Below are 20,394 nucleotides of genomic sequence, written 5' to 3'. Positions count from 1 at the left end.
ATATCTCAATCTTTTCCTCAACACTATAATGTTTAGCCAAAATAAATACTCCTAGTTCGTGAGACCGGAATTTTAATTATTTCCGTATCCAACTAACTAGGAGTATATCCACTCTTAATTGACTGTGCTTTTTGTTTTCTTAAAAAAATGTTGAAATAAGTGCTAAAATGGCTAAACCGCCTTGAGTTAGAATAATTTTTTTATCACTTGTAATACTGCCATATAATGCCACTAAAATAATATAAACTAATAATAATCTACTAATTTCTATTGGATTACTTGTAAGAAAAACACTATATAATAACCCAACACCAATCAAACCATTATAAATACCCTGATTTTTAAAAAGTTTGTTTAAAGCTTTGCTTTTTAACTCTTCTTTTGTCATGTTAAATACTCGACTTGTAGCGTCTGAAGTTGTAGCAAACGTTTCTAAATATAGGATATAGAAAAATTCCAAAGCTACTAAAAAAATCAATACTGTTGATAAAATTGACATTCTTTCTCCTTTCTTAACTATTTATTTTTATTACTATCCAACTATAAGTTATTTTAAGTGAGTTGTAAAATATTTTATAACCACCAATTTAATCTAATGGATTGAACTTATCCAAGCTAGCTCGTATTTATTCTTCTTCTAATCCGATGTATCGGATAGTCACTGCTTGACTAGAATGATTCAAAATTCTCATCAATGTGGGAATATCCCTGAATTGACGATAATACTTATATCCGAATGTTTTTCTCATTGTATGTGTGCCAATATAATCCAATTCAAGAACACTTGCGACTCTTTGAAGCACTTTATAATATTGATGAGTGCCTAGAGCTTGTGAATGGTCTGAAGGACGATAGAAAAGCCAATCAGATTGCCTATCGTGATAGGTATTCAAATAATCAATAATTAAACTTGTTAGATTCGATAAATTTAAATCCCTTTGCTTGTTCGTCTTTTTTTCAACAATGATAGTTGTCGTTTTATTTTGAACATCAGACACTTTTAAATTTAAAATATCAGAAATCCGCAAGCCAGTGAAAATGCCTATGGTAAATATTAAATGGTCTCTTTTCCCATGTTTTCCTTTGTTTAACTCAGATAAAAAATCTAGCATTACCTTCTTGTCTTTAATTGGTTTTACATTAATTATATTCCGTGTCATTTGACCTCCTCCTATAAGTTATTGATGGGATACTTATTGCTCCTATCCTAGTATTTGGTACATAAATTTCTGAACAGTTATGCCATAATTAATAAAACAAGATAGGAGCATTCCAATGAAACGATATCAAGATGATTTTAAAGCCAGCATTGTGAAGATGCATCCTGAAGAGAAAAGATCTATTCGCTCGCTTCCCGAGGAATACGGTGTTTCTCCAGCCGCAATTCATAACTGGGTTAAAGGCGCTAAATCAGTTGAGCTAGAAGACGGTACTGAAGTAACGTCCAAAGAATTCAAACAACTTCAAAAGGAAAATAAGTGATTAAAGGAGGAACTTGAAATTTTAAAAGCTGCGGCGGTTTTACTGGGAAAGCATTAGAACGAATTAATTGCCTTTTACAGCTCTTATTTCAACCTTTATATGCACTTGAAAAGTAATTACTTTATAAGTGCATTTCAATCTTGTTTGTCCATTCAAGCCAATAGCCATCTTGTCAACTCACCACATTTTTGCCAGCAATCTTATCAACTCACCAAGCCTATATTCAAATTCGTAAATCCGGTGAGTAATCCACCACTCTTGGATATCTTCCCCAAAGCAAAAATCCGTGATTATCCTTCCGGCTTAGAACCAGACCTCAAATCACGGAAAGCCTTTATTTACTTATCTTATTACACGCTTACTTATCAACCCTTGACATCAATACTACCGTCTCCACATGCGGTGTCATTGGAAACATGTCGACCGGAGCAATTGTATCGAACTTATAACCCAATTCTTGGAATTGTTGTAAATCACGCACCAGCGTTGCAGGGTTGCATGAGATATAAACCACTTTCTTCGGCCCGGTCTTCACTGTTGCTTCAATAAACTCTGGTGTCAAGCCCTTTCGCGGCGGATCAACAAAGACCACATCCGTGGATAAACCCTGTTCCTGCCACTTAGGCATCATCTCTTCGGCCTTACCGAGGGCAAAATCAGCATTATCAATCTGGTTAAGCGCGGCATTGTTCTCGGAATCCTCGACAGCCGATTTCACCACCTCAACACCAATCACCTTTTTGACGTGCTGGGCGACAGATAGGCCAATGGTACCGATCCCGGAATAAGCATCAATCACAACATCATCTGCCTGTAAATCTGCCTGCCGCACTGCCAAATCGTACAATCTGGTCGTCTGCTCAGAGTTAATCTGAAAGAATGATTGCGGCGAAATCATAAATTTCTGTTCCCCAATTTGATCAGTAATGTACGGATTACCCGCTAACAAAATGTCCTTGCGGCCAAGAATCACATTCGTCTTCTGCGGATTGTAATTCAGCACAACACTCTTCACATTTGGTAATTGCTCAATCTCACTAATTACCTGTGGTAATTGGGGGAAATTCTTGACAGTAGAGACCAGGACAACCATGATCTCACCGGTGTAATGGCCTACGCGGACCATCAGGTACTTAATCGCGCCCAGGTGCGACTTCTCATTATATGCACTAACGTGATTTTTACGTAAAATGTCCCGTGTTGCGACCAAAATCTGATCAATCTTAGCATCGGTCGTGAAGAAATTCTCGAGTGGCACCATATCATGCGAGTGTTTACGGAAAAAGCCAATTTCGAGCTTACCGTTAATTTGCCGCACGGGTACTTCAGCCTTGTTGCGGTATCCAGTAATTTGCGGTGATGGCAGGGTCTCCTTCACCGTGACGTCAGTCAGGTGCGCCTTTTGTAGTAGATTCTCCACCTGCTGTTGCTTGAATTTCAGTTGGGCATCATAGCTCAGATGGGCTAAAGAAGCCAGTCCGGTTTGCACCCACTGGTTCTTCTTAACCTCAATTCGCTCCGGACTCTTGACCAGAATATTCTGAACTCGCGCGAAAGCCAAATTTTTCTTGACCTTCAGAATCTGTGCCTCGACCACCTCACCGGGAAGTGCATTATTCACGAAAACGGTAATGCCGTCCTCGGTATGCGCCACACCAAGTGCGTCATAGCTCAGATCTGTAATTTCTAATTTGATAATTTGATTTTTTTCCAAAAGTTACTCCTAAAAAATATGAGTTTGCATCAACAAACTCATATTATACACACTATTTGACAAAAAACTCGATATGTTGCTTTAAATTATGGAACTCAAGTGGTAAATAGCCCCCCAGTTCGCCATCAAGGTTGACTGGTACTTCCTCATTCTCATCTAGTACCTTAACGGACAGGTGGGTTGTCCTTTCATAGATGATCTGGGGATCGTTGATGTGATTCCCGTTAAAGGCCATTGCCAACAAGCGCAACACATCAACTGGGTTTGCTGTCTTGACGCCAATCAGGGTAAACTCACCATCGGCGAGTGATGCATCGGGAACGACTTGTTCAAACCCTCCAATTGAATTGGTCATCGCCAGTAGAAAGAGGGACAGTTTACCCTCGTACTCGCCGCCATCCCATTTCAAGTGCATGTTGACCGCATGAATCTTCGGTAACATCTCGGCACCCTTGATCACATAGGCCGCATATCCGAGTACAGACTTAAACTCAGAAGGCACGCCGTAAGTCAGCTCCGTCAGGCTACCAGAACCTGCGATGTTCATGAAGTACTTATCGCCTGCTAGGCCAATGTCCATGCCCATCGTCTTTCCCTCTAGGATGACTTTGGCCGCTTCTTGCATGTCATCGCGCGGAATATGTAAGGCACGGGCGAAATCATTGGTAGTCCCTGCTGGTATAACGGCCATCTTGGGCCGCTCAGGAAGTGGTGCGATACCGTTCACGACCTCATTAATCGTGCCGTCTCCACCAGCCGCGACTACCAGATCAAAACCGGCCAGACCGACCCGCTTTGCCTCGTTCATTGCCGAGTTTTCCTCGACAGTCGTTTGAAATGCGCTAGCTTCATAGCCCGCCTGCTCAAGCGTGTTTAAAATACCCGCAACTTGTGCCGGCATCTGTTCGTTCCCTGATACTGGATTGTAAATTAACCGTGCTTTTTTTACCATGTTGCCCTCGTTTATCTCTTCGCCAATTCCTCGAGTAAGAACTTATTGACCATCTTCGGATTTGCCTTACCACGCGATTGCTTCATGATTTGTCCAACCAAGAAGCCTAATGCGCGATCCTTACCGTTCTTGTAGTCTTCGATTGACTGTGCGTTGTTATCCAGAATTTCGTTAATCATTGGTAACAGAACATCCGGATTCGATTCTTGTACCATGCCCTTTTCAGTGACCCAGGCCTTTGGTTCCGAGCCATTGGTAATAATTTCTTGGAAAACCTTCTTCGCGATTTTGGAGGAAATTGTCCCATCGACGATTAGCTTAATCATTCCCGCCAGATTCTCGGGAGTTAGTTTAGTCTCCTCCAGATCTAGTTTGTGCTCGTTCAGATAACCGTTAACCTCGCCCATCAACCAGTTGGAGGCTAGCTTCGCATCAGCACCTAAGTTCACAGTTGCTTCAAAGAAATCTGCCATCTCCTTGGTCTGGGTCAGGATACCAGCATCATATTCTGGAATCTCGAATTCAGAGACATAGCGTGCGCGCCGCTTCTCAGGCATCTCTGGGATAGCTGCCGCAATTTCTTGCACCCATTCATCCTCAATGAAAAACGCTGGCAAATCCGGTTCTGGGAAATAACGGTAATCATCCTTGCCTTCTTTGACACGCATTAGATACGTCTGTCCCGTTGGTTCATCGTATCTTCTGGTCTCTGGCCGAACTGTCCCACCACTCAACAGAATTTTCTCCTGGCGTTTCTCCTCATAGGCTAGACCCAGGCGAACATGATTGAATGAGTTCAAATTCTTCAATTCCGACTTAACGCCGTACTGCTTTTGGCCGATTGGGCGAATTGAAATATTGGTATCAACCCGCATCGAACCCTCTTCCATCTTCACATCGGATGCGCCCGTGAATTGGATTGTCTGCTTCAGCTTTTCCAGGTAAGCATAAGCTTCTTCTGGACTCTTGATATCTGGCTTTGAAACAATCTCAATTAGAGGCGTGCCTTGACGGTTCAAATCGACATATGAGTAGCCGTCAGAGCCGTGGGTATTCTTCCCGGCATCCTCTTCGACATGGAGCTCCTCAATCCCGATTTTCTTCTTCTTACCATCAACCTCGATCTCCAAATAGCCATTTTTAGCTAGTGGAAACTCAAATTGGGTAATTTGGTAGGCCTTTGGGTTATCGGGATAGAAATAATTCTTACGGTCGAAGTGCGTGTAAGGTGCGACCTCGGCGTGGAGCGCTAACGCAACCATCACACCCAGGCGATATGCATTCTTGTTCACCGTTGGTAGCACACCAGGGAAACCAAAATCAATGACATTCGTGTTTGTATTCTGTTCGACACCGAACAGGTTTGCTGAAGGACTGAACATCTTGGTCTTGGTTTTAAGTTCTACATGGACTTCTAGTCCGATTGTTGTCTCAAAATTCATGATTAATCCTCCATTCCTGTTGGTTTATTTGCGTAAAATTTATTCTGTTGTTCGACGAAGCTTGCCACTTTGAAGATGCTTCCCTCATCGAAGCGGTTGGCCATCACCTGGAGTCCAACGGGCATCCCCTCAGATAGACCTGCCGGTACACTTGCTGCCGGAATCCCCGCTAAGTTTGCAGAAATGGTCAGAATATCGTTTGCGTACATCGTTAAGGGGTCAGAGACCTGTTGGCCGATGCCAAACGCCGTCGTTGGTGCTGTCGGTCCAACGATGACGTCGTGTTCTGCAAAAATTTTATCGAAATCTTGTTTGATCATCGTCCGTACCTGTGAAGCCTTCTTAAAGTAGGCATCGTAGTATCCCGCTGAGAGCGCAAAAGTTCCTAGCATAATTCTTCTCTTTACCTCATCACCAAAGCCTTCTGAACGGGTCTTAACGAAGACATCTTCTAGGCTCTTCACATCAGGTGCGCGGAAGCCGTAGCGAATACCGTCGAAACGCTGTAAATTACTTGATGCTTCACTGGAAGCGATGATGTAGTACGTCGGCAACACATATTTGGTGTGCGGCAAATTCACGGTATCGATAATTGCGCCATTTTGTGCCAGCATATCGATGGTTGATTGCACAACTGCCTTAACGTCAGCATTAATTCCTTCTGCCATATACTCGGCCGGTACAGCAACCCTCAATCCCTTAATATCTTGCCCCAAATATTGGGTATAATCTGGTACTTTCGTTTGGGATGTCGTAGCGTCTTTATCATCAGGCCCGGCAATCACGTTCAATACCTGAGCGGCATCCTTGACCCGCTTCGTCATCACACCGATTTGATCAAGACTCGAAGCAAAGGCGATTAGACCCCAGCGTGAAACTCGCCCATAGGTTGGCTTGATACCAAAAATACCCGTGTAAGACGCTGGTTGGCGAATAGAACCACCCGTATCAGAACCAAGGGCCGCCACAACCTCACCACCGGCAACAGCCGCTGCAGATCCACCAGAAGAGCCACCGGGAATCTTAGTTAAATCCCACGGATTCTTGCTAGTACCGAAATAACTGGTCTCGGTAGAGCCGCCCATGGCGAACTCGTCCAGGTTTGTCTTACCAATGATGGTCATCTGGGCTTCCTTCAGCTTTTGAACAACCGTTGATTCATATACTGGCACGAAGTTATCCAGAATATGGCTCGATGCAGTCGTGCGCAAGCCTTCTGTAATGATGTTATCTTTGATTGCAATTGGAATACCAGCAAGCACGTTGTTCAAGTCTAACTGCTCGGCTGGCACAGCATCTTCTGCCACAGTCACAAAAGCGTTCAGCGCCGTCTCCTTCTCCTCGATTGCCTTTAAGGTATCAGCGGTGAGCGTCTTCGCATCTAACTCCCCACTCTTTAACTTCTGGTTGAGTGAATCAATATTTTCGTTTAAAAAATTCATTAGTCCTCGTCCTCATCCTTATCAATAATCGTTGGCACCTTGATGAACCCGTCCTGGCTTTCAGGCACGTTTTGCAATAATACTGCACGTGATTCACCCTGAACAATGACGTCTTCTCTGAATACGTTGTGTTCTGCCACCACTTGCGTTGTGGGTGCAACTTCTGCCACATCGACTTCGCCTAACTGATTTGCCATTTCAATAATCTCATCCATTTGCGTAGTGAACTTTGCGAGCTCCTCTTCCGTAAATTCAAGCTTTGCAAGTGACGCCACGTGTTTGATGTCTTCCTTTGAAATCATCATTTACCTCTTTCATCATCTAAAAACATGTACATTATAAGCCGAGTTGGCCTTTTCTTTGGAAATAAGTGCCTGTGGATCGTTGACGGATTGAACAAGGATCTCGAGCGGTACGTTGTTCGGCAAAAACTTCTTGGCCGAAGACAAGACCAATTTAGCAAAACTGTTTATCTGGGCATAACCATAGAACTGGGTGTTAACAGTAATCTCAAACGAAGTCAACTGACCTGAACGGTAGTGCACCCGCCCAATTACACCACTAATATTTGGGAAATACCCTTGCACGGCGGCCTTGAAGTTTGAGAAAGACTCCGCATCATTGCTGTTAATCGGCTTGTCGTTGCCAATCGTCGGTAGAACCTGTGACTGCTCATCAACTGTTTTCCAATCTGTGATCGACTTCTTGTTATCAGGTGCCAAGCCAGTTGCCAAATAATTACCGCCAACCAGCGAATCACTAGCCGTTTTACTAAATATCCCGATCATGATCGGAATATTCTGAAATTTCTTCCGTGAGCGCAGCTGCTTGAGTAGTTTAGTCGCAATCTTCTTCCCCTGCTCAAGCTGTGTCGCCCTATTAATCGTTGTCTTATACTGTGGCCCATCCTTGACCTTCGTGAAATAATCCACAGAATTCATTGCAAGACCAATACTGATGCCACCAAGCTCATATGTACTCCCACTGCCAGTTAAGTAATCCTGTTCAATTACCTGCTCCAAGTAAATTGGATTTCTGGTGTCCGCGTCGGTTTTCTTATTATCAACAGGGTTGAGGCCGTTCTTATTAGATTTCTTGTCATAGCGGTTCAACCACGCACTAACCTGTGCACGTGTCAGCTCTTGGCCCTCTTGAAAAACAAATTTATTAGCGGAGAATTCGGCCAATGATAAGCTCATCAAGCCGCTTTCCAGGTTCTTTAGATCCACATCATTACTATTGTTCGTTGCGGTAATACCACTGATTGGGCTTATTTTATACTGACCATTTCGTAGAAGTACGCTATATTCACCGGCTGTCGATCCGGTCGTTTGGTAACTCTTTTTCTTCGTCGACGTGGTCGCGTTATTCGACAAGTCAGAGTTTTTCAAGTTACCACACCCTGCCAGAAAGATTACCACGCTAAGAGCAGTTATAATTTGCAAAAATCGTTTCAAAATCCGCCTCCGATTAGTTGAATTCAGCTAGCACCTCTGCCTCATTCATGAGAGGTATTGCTAATTTATTTGCCTTGTCTAATTTACTTCCTGCATCTGTACCATGTACCACTATATCGGTTTTTTTGGATACAGAGCCAGTGACCTTAGCACCGCGCTCCTCTAACATTTTCGTCAATTCCTGGCGGCTAAATTCCGTAAACTTTCCGGTAATGACTACCGTCTTGTCCTTAAAGAAGTTATCAGCAATTTGCGTTAATTTCGGACCACGATATTGTGTGTTGACACCGGCATTCTTTAGTTCAGCTAAAAGCGTGCTGGCAGTTGGCTGGGCAAAATAGAATGTTAAAGACTGTGCAATAGTCTCACCTATTGTATCAATAGATACTATTTCTTGCACCGTTGCCTCGCTTAACTTATCTAAATCTTGAAATTTCTGTGCCAGCAGAAGTGCTGCTTTAGCACCGACATGTTGGATTCCTAATCCAAAAATTAGCCGCTCAACAGAGTTGTCCTTGCTAGCACCGATAGCCTCTAGCAAATTATTCACAGACTTTTCTTTGAAGCCGTCTAGCTGCAGCAAATCGGACGCCGTTAATTTATAAAGATCCGCAACATCTTTAATCATGTTTTTCTGAAATAATTGGTGAACAATCTTCGGTCCAAGGCCGGCAATATTCATTGCATTTCTAGATGCAAAATGTGTTAATCCCTCTTGGATTTGGGCAGGACACATTGGGTTAATGCAGCGTAACGCCACCTCGTCTTCCAGATGTACCAGCGCTTGACCACAAGACGGACATTTTGTCGGCGCGAGATAGGGCACACTATCTGTTGCTCTTCTCGTTAGGATCACTTCGGAAACCTCGGGGATGATGTCCCCAGCCTTATGTAGTTTAACCGTATCCCCCAACCGAATGTCCTTCTGGGTAATGTAGGCGGGGTTATGGAGTGTGGCCCGAGCAACTGTGGTGCCGGCAAGAGATACTGGGTCCATCACAGCTGTTGGCGTTACAACGCCGGTACGGCCAACGGTCCATTCTATGTCACGCACTACTGTCTCGGCGACTTCCGGTGCGAATTTATATGCAATCTCCCAACGTGGCACCTTCACTGTGTTTCCCAACTGCTCCTGCAACTGTAAGCTGTTTACCTTAATGACCACCCCATCGATGCCGTAGGGCAGGCTATCGCGCTCTTGCTCGTAGTGGTCAATAAACTCAAATATCTGGTCCAGTGAACTGGCTTCAATCGATGTTTCGTTGATTGTAAATCCTAATCTGGCAAGCTCGTGCACTGCCTCTTGCTGCGTTTTAATCGCTGCTACCGGCGGCGTTACGTAGGTGTAGATGAACGTGCTCAACTCCCGTTCTCTCGTCACCTTCTCGTCCAACTGTCGGAGTGAACCCGCTGCTGCATTTCTAGGATTGGCAAAAACTTGCAGTCCAGCCTGCTCTCGTTTCTCGTTTAACTTGGCAAAGGCCGCCTTAGGCATTAAACACTCACCTCGGACCTCAATTGTCAACGGCTCAGGCAAGGTTTGAGGGATATCCGCAATTGTTCTGGCGTTAGCCGTCACGTCCTCACCTATCGAACCGTTACCACGAGTTGAAGCACGAAAGAGCTTTCCCAAACGGTATTCGAGTGCGAGCGAGAGGCCATCGATCTTTAGCTCTACGTGATAGTCTACCGGTTTACCAACCGCCTTTTGGACACGCTGATCAAACTCAATCAGTTCCTCCTTTGAGAAAATATCTCCCATCGAAAGCATGGGAATCTCATGTCGCACCTTGCTAAACTCATCCTCGACCGTCCCCCCAACGCGTTGTGTGATGGAATCAGGTGTGATTAGCTCTGGAAACTCGCTCTCTAAGTTAACCAACTGCTGGTAGGTAAGATCGTATTCCCGGTCGGAAACTGTTGGTGCATCCCGATCATAATACTGCTCCGCCCAGACATTCAATTGCGCACGAAGCGCAAGAATCTGTTCCTGAGCTTGTTCTTTCGTGAGTTTTTCAGCCATGCTAAACCCTCCTAACTTCACTTAGACTTTCTTGATTGGTGCAAATGCGGCCAGCAATCGTTTAATTCCCTCATTTTCGAAGGCAATATCCAATTCCTGATCATCACCGCTACCGCTGACTTTGACGACTGTTCCCTCGCCCCACGCCTTATGTGTCACCTTATCGCCCACATTCCAGGTTGATTTCTCAGCCCCAATAGCACCTGCACTATGCACAGCAACTTTCGGCTGGTAAACCGTGGCGGTTGCCCGGTCGTTTCTTCTAGCAAATGGAACATTCGTCGTATTCCCACTCCCGACAAAAACATTTGCGGCGGTTGGGTTCTCTTGTTCCAGATCCTCATCGGCAATCTCACCAATGAAACGAGATGGCATATTCACCTGTGTCCGCCCATAAAGCAATCTAGAAACTGCGTTGGTGAGGTAAAGTTGTTCACGCGCTCTAGTAATACCAACATAGGCCAAGCGGCGCTCCTCCTCAAGCTCACTCTCATCCATACTTGCACGACTCAGAGGAAAGAGCCCCTCCTCGAGTCCAACAAGAAAGACCACTGGAAATTCCAGCCCTTTTGCAGCATGGAGCGTCATCAAAGCAACTTGATTATTCTGATTCTCCAAGTCATCCTGGTCCGATAATAACGATACATCAGCCAAGAAATCACTTAGTTGATTACTCTCCTCAGAAGTTGGTTCATACTGGTCATCGAATTTCTTGGTGACCGACAAGAATTCATCGATATTCTCGATTCGTGTGTCCGCCTCTAATGTATGGGCCGCTTTCAGTGCCGCTACGTAACCGGTGTCCTCAAGAATCTTGTTCGTGGTGCTAGTCACCGAGTGGCTAGTGCTGTATTCTTTGGCATCGGTGAGAATTGTGGCCAAATCCATCATCGTCTGCGCCACACGGCCCTTGATCGGCGATAATACGAGATTTCGCATCCCTTCAAACAACGACCATTCATTTGCGTCGCTAAACGTTATTAGCTTCTCCATCGTGCCTGGACCAATACCCCGTTTAGGGACGTTGATAATCCTATTTAAACTCATCGAGTCGGCCGGGTTCGCAATCAATTTCAGGTACGCCAGTACGTCCTTGATTTCTTTTCGATCATAGAACTTGTGGCCACCCACAATTTTATAAGGGATATTCGCCTTTAACAGACCCTCTTCGACCGAACGCGATTGAGCATTAGTCCGGTAGAGCACGGCAAAATCCTTGTATTCTCGCTTGCCCGCCTCGATGGCCTCAACAATCTTACTGTCAACGAAGTGTGCCTCATCGCTCTCGCTTTGAGCCCGATAATAAGTGATCTTTGCTCCCTCACCCTGGTCCGTCCACAGATCCTTTGGCTTTCTGTTGACATTATTTTTGATGACCGAGTTAGCGGCATTTAAAATATGCGATGTGCTCCGGTAATTCTGCTCCAACATAATCGTCTGGGCATCTGGATAATCCTGCTCGAAGTTCAGGATATTCTCCATGTTCGCACCACGCCAACCATAGATACTTTGGTCAGCATCACCCACGACACAAAGATTGCGATATTGGGCAGCCAACATCTTCACAAGCTGATACTGAGCCTCATTAGTATCTTGGTACTCATCCACACTGATGTAGCGGAACTTATTCTGGTAGAAGTGGAGCGTTGGTGGATCTAACTTGAACAAGATAATGGTCTGCATTATTAAATCATCAAAGTCCATTGACTGGTCGCGTTGGAGCGCTGCCTGATATTCGTGATAGACCTCACCAACAACGCGTTCAAAAGGGGTAGCGACGAGTTTCTGATAGCCGTCTGGGTCAACCAAATCGTTCTTCGCGTTACTAATTTGGTGCAGAATATTTTTCGGGTCATAAATCTTAGGATCATAATTCAAGCGCTTCAGAATTTGCTTGACCAACGTTAACTGCTCCGCGGGATCAGCAATCGAGAATGAACTCGTATAATTAATTTTCTCTGCCTCACGACGGAGAATCCGCACACAAAGAGCATGGAAGGTTGAAATCCAGATGTCGTTTGCCTGCGCCCCAAGCTGCTGCTCAATTCTGTCGCGCATTTCCTTTGCAGCCTTATTCGTAAAGGTGATTGCCAAGATATTCCACGGCAACACACTCTTTTCTTCAACCAGGTAGGCAATTCTTCTAGTCAAAACACTGGTCTTACCACTACCAGCGCCAGCCATCACAAGGAGTGGTCCCTCCGTTGTCCTGACGGCCAGACTTTGTTGTTCATTCAGATTTTTGATTAATGCATCTGCACTCATTAAATTACCTTTTTTCCTTTTTGCAATTGTTTAACTAACTAAATAAGTATAGCAGAAAGCCATACTCGCTTGTAGTTCTGAGACGACAAAAAAAGACTAAGCTACAGTCAGCTTAATCCCAATTCCAAACTAATTATTCAGTTCCTTAGCCTCGAGCTCCGCAATTAACTTCTCGTCGTCAGGAGCCAGGCCCTGCTTGCCGTTCAAGACCAAATTCAAGATGATTGCTGCCACAATCGTGATCACAATTCCGTTACTTAAGAGCATTCTCAACGTTGTTGGGAAGATTGAGAAGAAGTTTGGGTAGAACGTTACGCCTAGTCCTAGTCCCGTCGAAATTGCCACAGTGAGCAGATTCTTATCGCTATTGAAGTCAACTGCCTTCAGCATCTTGATTCCCTGCATCGCGACCATACCAAACATCACGAGCATTGCACCGCCAAGCACTGGCGCAGGGATGATTGTCGCAAGAGCGCCCACCTTCGGCAATAGTCCAAGAAGCATCAAGAAGCCAGCTGCGTAGTAAATTGGCTTCTTTGTCTTGATCCCGGTCAGTTGAATCAAACCAACATTTTGCGAGAAGCTGGTGTACGGAAATGTATTGAAGACACCGCCGAGAATCACGGCAATTCCCTCAGCCATGTACCCTTTTCGCATATCGCTCTTCTTCAGTTTCCTACCCACAATATCACTCAGAGCAAAGTACACACCGGTTGATTCAACCAGAGTAGTCATCATGATTAGCACCATGGTCACAATCGAGGAGACTTCAAACTTGGGTGTGCCAAAGTAGAATATTTGTGGTAAGTGGAACCAGGTCGCATCAATCACAGGTTGCAATGAGACCTGCCCCATGAAGGCCATCGCAACCGTTCCGGCAACGAGCCCGACCAGAATGGCAATAGCTTTCAAAAAGCCCTTAGCAAACACGTTGATCAGTATAATGATGATGACTGTACCAAATCCGACCAGCAGGTTCTCTGGGCTGGCAAAACCCTTAGCAGTGGCATCGCCACCACCAATATTCTGAAACGCAATGGGAATCAGTGTTAAACCAATGACCATCAATAAAGTTCCAGTGACAATAGGTGCAAACAATCTCTTTAACTGTGCAAACAAACCTGAGATGAGCACAATCACAATCCCGGCAGCGATGATTGCGCCGTACATGTATTGAATACCAAACTCCTTACCAATCATCTTCAAAGGCTCCACGGCTTGAATCGCACACCCTAGTACAACTGGTAGGCCGACGCCGATAAATCGGTTGGTTTTCAATTGAATTAACGTTGCCAGTCCACACATAAAGATATCAATTGATACCAGGTAAGTCATTTGAGTTGCGCTAAAGCCAAGCGCACCACCAATCAGAAGTGGTACAAGTACTGCCCCCGAGTACATTGCAAGTAGATGTTGTAAACCTAATATTGCTGCTTTTGGTTCTGATACCTCAGATAATTTCATTTTTCCTACTCCTCCACAAAAATCACTTTACCGTCTGCAAATTTCTTAATTCTGGCCAATGACTCGACTTTGATTCCCTTCTGATCAAGGATTGCCCGGCCCTTCTGGAATGATTTTTCAATCACAACACCCACACCCGCTAGTGATGCATTTGCTTGACCGATGATATCTAAGAGACCCTCGATTGCCTGACCATTGGCCAAGAAATCATCGATGATTAGAACGCGATCAGCTTGATTGAGAAATTTGTGGGAGATACTAATTTTATTACTGACTTGCTTCGTAAAGGAGAAAACTTCAGAAGAGTAAACATCATCCTTTAAAGTTAACGATTTATGTTTTCTGGCAAAAACAACTGGCACGCCAAATTTTAAGCCGGTAAAGATTGCCGGTGCAATTCCCGATGATTCCACGGTCAGGATTTTAGTAATTGGCTTATCACCCGCAAATAATTGATAGAATTCGGTGCCAATTGCATCCATGAGCATTGGGTCAACCTGATGATTTAAGAAACTATCAACCTTTAACACATTCTCGCCAAGTACCTGACCATCTTTTTCAATTCTTTCTTCTAGAAGTTTCAATTTGACCCACCTTTTCCACTTTTTTTACAAACAACGATTGTAAGTATCATAACAAAAAAAACGCAAAATGTGAACAAACTAGTCATATTTTGTTAGATTATACTGTTTAATTAGTTCGATTAATTTCTGTGCATAAGTTGGATCAGTTGCATAACCGTCCTGTTCTAGGGCTTTAGCAGCACTAGCCGGAGAGTCAGCCGCCAGTACATGTTCATACTGATTATTGTTCCAGGTAGTGCCATTTACGAACAATAGTGAATGATCGGTAATCGACTCTTCAATGGACGAGTAGACCCGAAAGCGGTCCTTAATGGTAACCCAACTGCCGTTCAGATACTCCTTTGTCTCGAGTTCCTTTGTATTGCTCAAATCAGAGCCCTTCACGCCAAATAAATTATGGTACTTAGCGGCAAGCACACTCCGGCCAAAGTCACTCTCAAGTGCAGCCTGGGCGATCGTGACGCTGGCATAAATACCGTACTGTTTGTTAATCTTTTGCGCAATGGGCGCAACTTCATTGATGAAATCTAATTTTTGCTGCAGTATTTTTTGTTTAGCGAGTTCTGCTTGGCGAATGGCAACATCCTCATCATGGCGTTCCTTAAGGTAAAAGCCAAATGCAACAAGTACAATCAGGCTTAACGCAACCAGAAAAAGCTTGAGATATTTGACAAGTTTCTTTTGATTGGTGTATTTTCTAGCCACAAACTTAGCTCCTCTATTTAAAAAAAAGGCCAGCCCAAAGGCTGACCAAAACATAATTAAAAATTATTGTTTGTTAACGTTAACTGCTTGAGGTCCGCGATCGCTTTCTTCGATATCGAATGAAACTGCTTGACCTTCTTCAAGAGACTTGTAGCCGTCACCTTGGATAGCTGAGAAATGTACGAATACATCGCTGCCATCTTGACGAGTGATAAAGCCATAGCCTTTTTCTGCGTTAAACCATTTAACTGTGCCGTTTTCCATAGTAAAAACTTCCTCCTTAAGGAATCTTAAATATAATATGTGTAATTAATGCTTGGTACGTGTGGAAGAAGAAAGTCTTACTAGAAAAACCAATTTACAACCAGTTATTACCACTCACAAATACAATTAGAATATTAGCACATAAATTCGATAATAACAAGGAATAGGTGTAAAAATAAATGACTAGCTAATGCTCTATGGTATGATAATAGCTGAAAGTAGGGGATTGTTATGAGAAAAACTTTTTTTATTTTTTTATTAGTTGGCACCTTTTTGCTTGCAGGATGTAGTAATGCCGGAATTACCACGAAGACACAGCTGATTAAGGAGAGTCAAATATTCGAACAGAATAGCCACAGACAAGACACTGCACTATCGCGCCTCAGCAAGGAGCTTGAGGCGACCGTTGCGCTCTATGACCAACTGGTACCCGACTCAGACTTAGATGAGTTAAATGTCAGTCTAGAGGCCCGCGACGCTACAGTCGCCGAACTCACAAAACTTAACAAAGCTCAAGCAGAGCTAAGTGCTACTTTTAAAAATACAGTGAAGCAAGATAATAAAAACTTTCCAATAAGTCGTCTAAATCGGTTGACGCAGAGCCAGGATATTACCACTCTCGATCACGAAACCTTTATGAAATACTTGGACAAGGCGAAGGAAACTGAACAACGCGTCACTGATTTATACAAAAATGGTCAACCTGATAGGTCCGATTTGAAAGCTGCTGTGGAGTCCACAACCCAATACTATGGCGCGCTAACGCAGCAAATAGAAATTTGGCAGGTTAATGCGGTTCGGAGTAAAAACAACGCAGCAAGTCTGGTTAAGTCGCTTAAATAGCTACTACCTGTTTCTAAAATGCCCCAATACTCTCCGCAAGGGTGCAACAATGATTGGCGTCACAACTGCGCCAGCAAGCGCCTCAAGTACACCATTTAACCCAAGTGCGATTAAGAGGATAACGATTAACGGATTCCCCTGGTTAATGTTCCCGAGCTGCGTGGTCAGCTTATCAGGATTGCCCAGATAAAAAAGCGAGCTGAGCAGAATTACAAACAAGGTGTTGGTCAACGCGCCGACGACTCCACTAAGGCTTAAACCTAATTTTTGGTATTTGCCTTTTTTTAATGCCTGTGCAACCAAGCCGGATAAAACGCCCACGAGTGCTCGCGGTACAACAGCAATCACCGGATTTTGAAAAAGTAAGAGTGTGATCGGATCAGTCGCTCTCGTGTATGCCATGTAGAGTGAAATCAGCCCCCAGATAAGTCCCAGAATCGCTCCCTGGCATGGGCCCAGCAGGCTACCACCAATGGAGACCGTCAGTACGATAGTGGTAATTGCGGGTAAAGTGGGAACAATCACGATATAGCCAAGATTCGGCACGAATGCCTGTAAGAAAATAATTGCGGTAAAGATTGCGATTAAAGTTAGGTTGAATGTGTTCTGATTACGCATTTTTGTACCTTGCTACTTCTATATTAGTTGACATTAGTTGACTTAATTTAAACTATTTCACTAATTGATGTCAATCCTGCACTATCATCTTTAAGTTAAAACAAAAAATGGCGGAACTATCCGCCATTTATATTAGTCTAAATATCGTTATATTTATAGCTATTTAAAGCATTATTACTCTGCTTCTCGGCTGCTTATCCAATTATTAATACCAAGTTCGTACCACGTTAACCCACCAGCTCTTTTAGTTTCACCAACGATATATTGACTGCCAATATTAACCGATAGAGTACGTTGAGTTGGGCTCGTTGGATTATTCCAGAGCCATGCCTGGCCCGGTTTAACAACTTTTAAAGCTTTCCCGCCAGCAAAGTTAACAATCTGTGCGTTTTGACTACTAATCCATTCGTTACGGCCTAAGTTGTACCAGGTTATCCCATTTACTTGCTTTATCTCTACAATTTTCCAGAGTGTACCATATTGAACAGTATTTGTATGAATTGGCTTGACTCCTGGGTTACCAATGAGCCAGATATCAGTAGGATTCTTGATTGTAACAATCTTTTTCGCTACGGGTCTACTTATTTCTGGTTCAGTCTTCTCTGGCTCTGTTGTTTGAGCTGGCTTATTGGTTGGTTCAGCTGCCTCGGCATCGGTATCAACCCCTGAGTTTACCTGCTGTGCATACTGACCACTAATCCACTCATTCATGCCCAAGTTGTACCAGTACATACCATTTACATTCTTCGTACCCACAATCTTCCAGCTGCTACTGAACGATACAACTTGTTTCTTAGTTGTCAGAACTGTTGGATCACTCCATAAAACAACTCCGGTATCCTTAGTAGCACGTAAAACATTGTCACTCTCAACAACAGCATACTGGCCATTTATCCATTCATTGCGGCCCAAGTTGTACCATGTTGTATTACCCACTTTATGGGTTGTAACGATTTTCCAACGACTATTCAACGAAACGGATTTGACATGTGTAGCATTTGTAGTCGGATTACTCCAAAGCCAGATTTCAGATGGCACATGGACTTTTAAAATTTTACTGGTAATCTTCGTTTGTCTGTTGACAGGTTTCGTTATAATGGTTACTTCCGTTGGCGTAGAATTGATTTTTTCACCAAAAGAAGTTGGAACAACATATTGACTACTAATCCATTCATTACGACCCAAATCATACCAATATAGACCATCAACAAGCTTGTAGCTAACCACCTTAAAATTAGATCCACCGTTAACCGTTGATACATGAACGTTAGGATTTACTGGATCACTGAAGAGCCATGCCGTACCCCTAGTAGTAACCTTAACCACCTTGGGAACATTGGTAAGGGTAGGCGTTTGGGGACCGGTATACTTACCATTAACCCATGCGTTCGTCGCGAGTTGATACCAGATTACCCCGTCAACTAACTTCATTGCAGTTACTCGCCAATTTGTGTTTCCGGCAATTTTCTGTGTTCTAACTGTTGGGTTTTCAGGATTGTTCCAAAGCCAAATGTCCTCATGCGTATTCACGTGCACCACCTGTTGATTTACATTTTGTCTAGCGGCATTAACACTGATACTGCCCTCTAACGCCTGCTTTGCCTGAGCGGGGAAGTTAACAATTCCTCCCTGAATAGGTAGTGATGCTACGCTCGCAGACGATAGATCACTCCCGTTCGCCGATATATCCCAAGCCATTATTTTTTTACGAAAACTACTAATCAGTGATAAATTGTTGGCCGTTGCCATTGTATCGGGAATACCGAAGAACTCATCATGTGATTCACGTAAATAATCCGTTAGAGTCGGCTGAGATGCTGTCAACTGAAGCGTCAGGATATTAGGAGCAATTTGTTTAACTCTACTTAATGACAATGGCTGAAAACTCTCAACGATGACCCGCGATGCGAGACCATACTTATTAATTAAGTTGATTAGCATTCTCTCTTGGTTTTGAACTACAGTCTTCAATTCAAGTACATAACCTAAGGTGGGATTTGAATGGTAACGCTGAAAAATTTCTTCAACAGTATGGATTGTCTCATATGGAGATGCCTTGTATCTCAGTCGGCGCAACTGCGCAAGTGTACTATTTCTGATATTTAAATTCTGATTAAAAATTTCACATGTTGTTGGATTATGACTGATGACCATTACATTATCAGCCGTAAACTGAATATCAAATTCTAGCGCATCAACACCCTCAGAAACGGCGCGATCAAATCCAGCAAGTGTTTGCTGCGCCGCTTCCCCCATTGCTCCACGGTGACCGGCTACGACGAATAAATCTTGATTTACCGCAGCATCTACTGGTTCAGCCTGTATAACACCAATAGCAAGACTAAAAATAACAGCAGAAATCCCAGCAATTAGTTTGTTTTTCATTATCTATTCCTCCAAAAAAATAATTGAAAACAAAAAACTTCTCACAACGGATATGACACTATCTGTCATATTGTCATGGGAAGATTTACCCAAAGAATCAACTTTCTTTATGCGGGCGAGAAGACTCGAACTTCCACGATCGTAATTGATCACAAGATCCTTAATCTTGCGCGTCTGCCATTCCGCCACGCCCGCGTACTTGAAAAGTTTATCAGAGATAGATATTCTTTTCAAGCCTATTTTCACCAAAATCGAAAGAAAGTTAATTACATTTTCGTTGTTATTTTTAGTATACCACTGCACACACCACAACGATATCTCCTTGTATCTATTCTTTTTACTCTGTGGTATTGCTGCCCACAGTTAGTACAGATATAGTGAAATTTCTTCGCTTGCGGCCGCCGATTGCCGACGTCTAGCGCAAAGCGGCTCCCACCGACTTGTTGTAGTAAAACCTTGAAATCCCGGTCTTGGTGACGGTATCCACGGTGTAAGAGATGTAAATGGTAATGGGTCAGTTCGTGCTTTACAATGCCAATTAAATCTGTTCGCAGCTCGGCTGTCAGAAATGCAGGATTAAACTCAAGATGGTGGTCTGCCAAGTGATAGCGACCACCAGTGGTCTTGAAACGGTGATTGATCACGACTCGGTGGCGAAACGGCCGTTTAAAATATTCGAGTGAGATTTGCTCAACCAGTTGCTGTAATTCTTGCTGAGTCACTACTAATCATCCCCCACTAAAAAACGACCCGC

The 20,394-nt window shown here is 43.7% G+C and carries 18 protein-coding genes, 1 tRNA gene and 1 pseudogene; 2 read left to right on the top strand and 18 right to left on the bottom strand.

What is annotated here, in order from left to right; genetic code table 11:
• Positions 1–139 precede the first annotated feature (139 nt).
• Positions 140–499, bottom strand: coding sequence for a DUF1304 domain-containing protein (locus FC62_RS07290; RefSeq protein ID WP_056946851.1), 360 nt, complete (start codon positions 497–499; stop codon positions 140–142).
• Between the two features lie 127 nt (positions 500–626).
• On the bottom strand, positions 627–1,160 hold the full coding sequence (locus FC62_RS07285; RefSeq protein WP_056946856.1) for a tyrosine-type recombinase/integrase: 534 nt from the start codon (positions 1,158–1,160) through the stop codon (positions 627–629).
• A gap of 115 nt (positions 1,161–1,275) precedes the next feature.
• Here FC62_RS07285 and FC62_RS07280 point away from each other — a divergent pair.
• Positions 1,276–1,559, top strand: a pseudogene (locus FC62_RS07280) (transposase); the annotation flags it as partial.
• Positions 1,560–1,840: 281 nt separating this feature from the next.
• Here the strand turns inward: FC62_RS07280 and rlmD are convergent.
• The 12 genes from rlmD to FC62_RS07220 form a co-directional block, all read right to left on the bottom strand.
• Positions 1,841–3,196 (bottom strand): 23S rRNA (uracil(1939)-C(5))-methyltransferase RlmD, encoded by a 1,356-nt coding sequence (rlmD, locus tag FC62_RS07275; RefSeq protein WP_056946858.1) that lies wholly within the window; start codon positions 3,194–3,196, stop codon positions 1,841–1,843.
• Positions 3,197–3,248: 52 nt separating this feature from the next.
• Positions 3,249–4,148 (bottom strand): diacylglycerol kinase, encoded by a 900-nt coding sequence (locus tag FC62_RS07270; protein ID WP_056946861.1) that lies wholly within the window; start codon positions 4,146–4,148, stop codon positions 3,249–3,251.
• 11 nt (positions 4,149–4,159) lie between these two features.
• Positions 4,160–5,590, bottom strand: coding sequence for an Asp-tRNA(Asn)/Glu-tRNA(Gln) amidotransferase subunit GatB (gene gatB / locus FC62_RS07265; RefSeq protein ID WP_054746360.1), 1,431 nt, complete (start codon positions 5,588–5,590; stop codon positions 4,160–4,162).
• 2 nt (positions 5,591–5,592) lie between these two features.
• A complete protein-coding gene (gene gatA, locus FC62_RS07260) occupies positions 5,593–7,032 on the bottom strand; it encodes an Asp-tRNA(Asn)/Glu-tRNA(Gln) amidotransferase subunit GatA (protein WP_056946864.1) in 1,440 nt (479 codons plus the stop codon).
• Positions 7,032–7,337: an Asp-tRNA(Asn)/Glu-tRNA(Gln) amidotransferase subunit GatC gene (gatC, locus tag FC62_RS07255; protein WP_054746358.1), complete on the bottom strand. Its 306-nt coding sequence runs from the start codon at positions 7,335–7,337 to the stop codon at positions 7,032–7,034. The genes gatA and gatC overlap by 1 nt, the downstream gene beginning before the upstream one ends.
• Before the next feature lie 12 nt (positions 7,338–7,349).
• Positions 7,350–8,489 carry a CamS family sex pheromone protein gene (locus FC62_RS07250; protein ID WP_056946868.1) on the bottom strand — a complete coding sequence of 380 codons (1,140 nt, stop codon included), beginning with the start codon at positions 8,487–8,489 and terminating at the stop codon, positions 7,350–7,352.
• Positions 8,490–8,502: 13 nt separating this feature from the next.
• Positions 8,503–10,512 (bottom strand): NAD-dependent DNA ligase LigA, encoded by a 2,010-nt coding sequence (gene ligA / locus FC62_RS07245; RefSeq protein ID WP_056946871.1) that lies wholly within the window; start codon positions 10,510–10,512, stop codon positions 8,503–8,505.
• Positions 10,513–10,533: 21 nt separating this feature from the next.
• Positions 10,534–12,777 carry a DNA helicase PcrA gene (gene pcrA, locus FC62_RS07240; protein WP_054746357.1) on the bottom strand — a complete coding sequence of 748 codons (2,244 nt, stop codon included), beginning with the start codon at positions 12,775–12,777 and terminating at the stop codon, positions 10,534–10,536.
• 129 nt (positions 12,778–12,906) lie between these two features.
• Positions 12,907–14,241, bottom strand: a complete 1,335-nt coding sequence (locus tag FC62_RS07235; RefSeq protein ID WP_056946875.1) for a nucleobase:cation symporter-2 family protein — start codon at positions 14,239–14,241, stop codon at positions 12,907–12,909.
• A 5-nt stretch (positions 14,242–14,246) separates the two neighbouring features.
• Complete coding sequence (locus FC62_RS07230) at positions 14,247–14,825, bottom strand: xanthine phosphoribosyltransferase (RefSeq protein WP_054746356.1); 579 nt, start codon at positions 14,823–14,825, stop codon at positions 14,247–14,249.
• Between the two features lie 78 nt (positions 14,826–14,903).
• A complete protein-coding gene (locus FC62_RS07225; RefSeq protein WP_056946878.1) occupies positions 14,904–15,530 on the bottom strand; it encodes a glycoside hydrolase family 73 protein in 627 nt (208 codons plus the stop codon).
• Between the two features lie 63 nt (positions 15,531–15,593).
• A complete protein-coding gene (locus tag FC62_RS07220; protein ID WP_054746355.1) occupies positions 15,594–15,794 on the bottom strand; it encodes a cold-shock protein in 201 nt (66 codons plus the stop codon).
• Between the two features lie 231 nt (positions 15,795–16,025).
• Between FC62_RS07220 and FC62_RS07215 the strand changes: the two genes are divergently transcribed.
• Complete coding sequence (locus tag FC62_RS07215) at positions 16,026–16,637, top strand: hypothetical protein (RefSeq protein ID WP_056946881.1); 612 nt, start codon at positions 16,026–16,028, stop codon at positions 16,635–16,637.
• A gap of 3 nt (positions 16,638–16,640) precedes the next feature.
• On the opposite strand, the gene FC62_RS07210 is transcribed toward FC62_RS07215, so the two are convergent.
• From FC62_RS07210 to FC62_RS07195, 4 genes are all read right to left on the bottom strand, one after another.
• Positions 16,641–17,255: an ECF transporter S component gene (locus tag FC62_RS07210; protein WP_056946884.1), complete on the bottom strand. Its 615-nt coding sequence runs from the start codon at positions 17,253–17,255 to the stop codon at positions 16,641–16,643.
• Positions 17,256–17,429: 174 nt separating this feature from the next.
• Positions 17,430–19,640: a glycerophosphodiester phosphodiesterase gene (locus FC62_RS07205; RefSeq protein WP_056946888.1), complete on the bottom strand. Its 2,211-nt coding sequence runs from the start codon at positions 19,638–19,640 to the stop codon at positions 17,430–17,432.
• A gap of 110 nt (positions 19,641–19,750) precedes the next feature.
• Positions 19,751–19,835, bottom strand: a tRNA-Leu gene (locus FC62_RS07200).
• A gap of 71 nt (positions 19,836–19,906) precedes the next feature.
• Entirely contained in the window at positions 19,907–20,362 is a 456-nt protein-coding gene (locus FC62_RS07195; protein ID WP_054746348.1) for a SprT family protein, read from the bottom strand.
• Positions 20,363–20,394 lie beyond the last annotated feature (32 nt).

The organism is Amylolactobacillus amylotrophicus DSM 20534, assembly GCF_001434555.1.
Taxonomy (GTDB): domain Bacteria; phylum Bacillota; class Bacilli; order Lactobacillales; family Lactobacillaceae; genus Amylolactobacillus; species Amylolactobacillus amylophilus.
The sequence above is the reverse complement of the archived record's forward strand: the minus strand, read 5'-3'. Positions and strand labels throughout refer to the sequence as shown.

Coding starts and splice junctions, on each gene's coding strand:
- FC62_RS07270 (WP_056946861.1), bottom strand. CDS start 4,148: ATGGTAAAAAAAGCACGGTTAATTTACAATCCAGTATCAGGGAACGAA.
- FC62_RS07215 (WP_056946881.1), top strand. CDS start 16,026: ATGAGAAAAACTTTTTTTATTTTTTTATTAGTTGGCACCTTTTTGCTT.
- gatB (WP_054746360.1), bottom strand. CDS start 5,590: ATGAATTTTGAGACAACAATCGGACTAGAAGTCCATGTAGAACTTAAA.
- gatA (WP_056946864.1), bottom strand. CDS start 7,032: ATGAATTTTTTAAACGAAAATATTGATTCACTCAACCAGAAGTTAAAG.
- FC62_RS07285 (WP_056946856.1), bottom strand. CDS start 1,160: ATGACACGGAATATAATTAATGTAAAACCAATTAAAGACAAGAAGGTA.
- FC62_RS07210 (WP_056946884.1), bottom strand. CDS start 17,255: ATGCGTAATCAGAACACATTCAACCTAACTTTAATCGCAATCTTTACC.
- FC62_RS07220 (WP_054746355.1), bottom strand. CDS start 15,794: ATGGAAAACGGCACAGTTAAATGGTTTAACGCAGAAAAAGGCTATGGC.
- ligA (WP_056946871.1), bottom strand. CDS start 10,512: ATGGCTGAAAAACTCACGAAAGAACAAGCTCAGGAACAGATTCTTGCG.
- FC62_RS07235 (WP_056946875.1), bottom strand. CDS start 14,241: ATGAAATTATCTGAGGTATCAGAACCAAAAGCAGCAATATTAGGTTTA.
- gatC (WP_054746358.1), bottom strand. CDS start 7,337: ATGATGATTTCAAAGGAAGACATCAAACACGTGGCGTCACTTGCAAAG.
- FC62_RS07205 (WP_056946888.1), bottom strand. CDS start 19,640: ATGAAAAACAAACTAATTGCTGGGATTTCTGCTGTTATTTTTAGTCTT.
- FC62_RS07290 (WP_056946851.1), bottom strand. CDS start 499: ATGTCAATTTTATCAACAGTATTGATTTTTTTAGTAGCTTTGGAATTT.
- pcrA (WP_054746357.1), bottom strand. CDS start 12,777: ATGAGTGCAGATGCATTAATCAAAAATCTGAATGAACAACAAAGTCTG.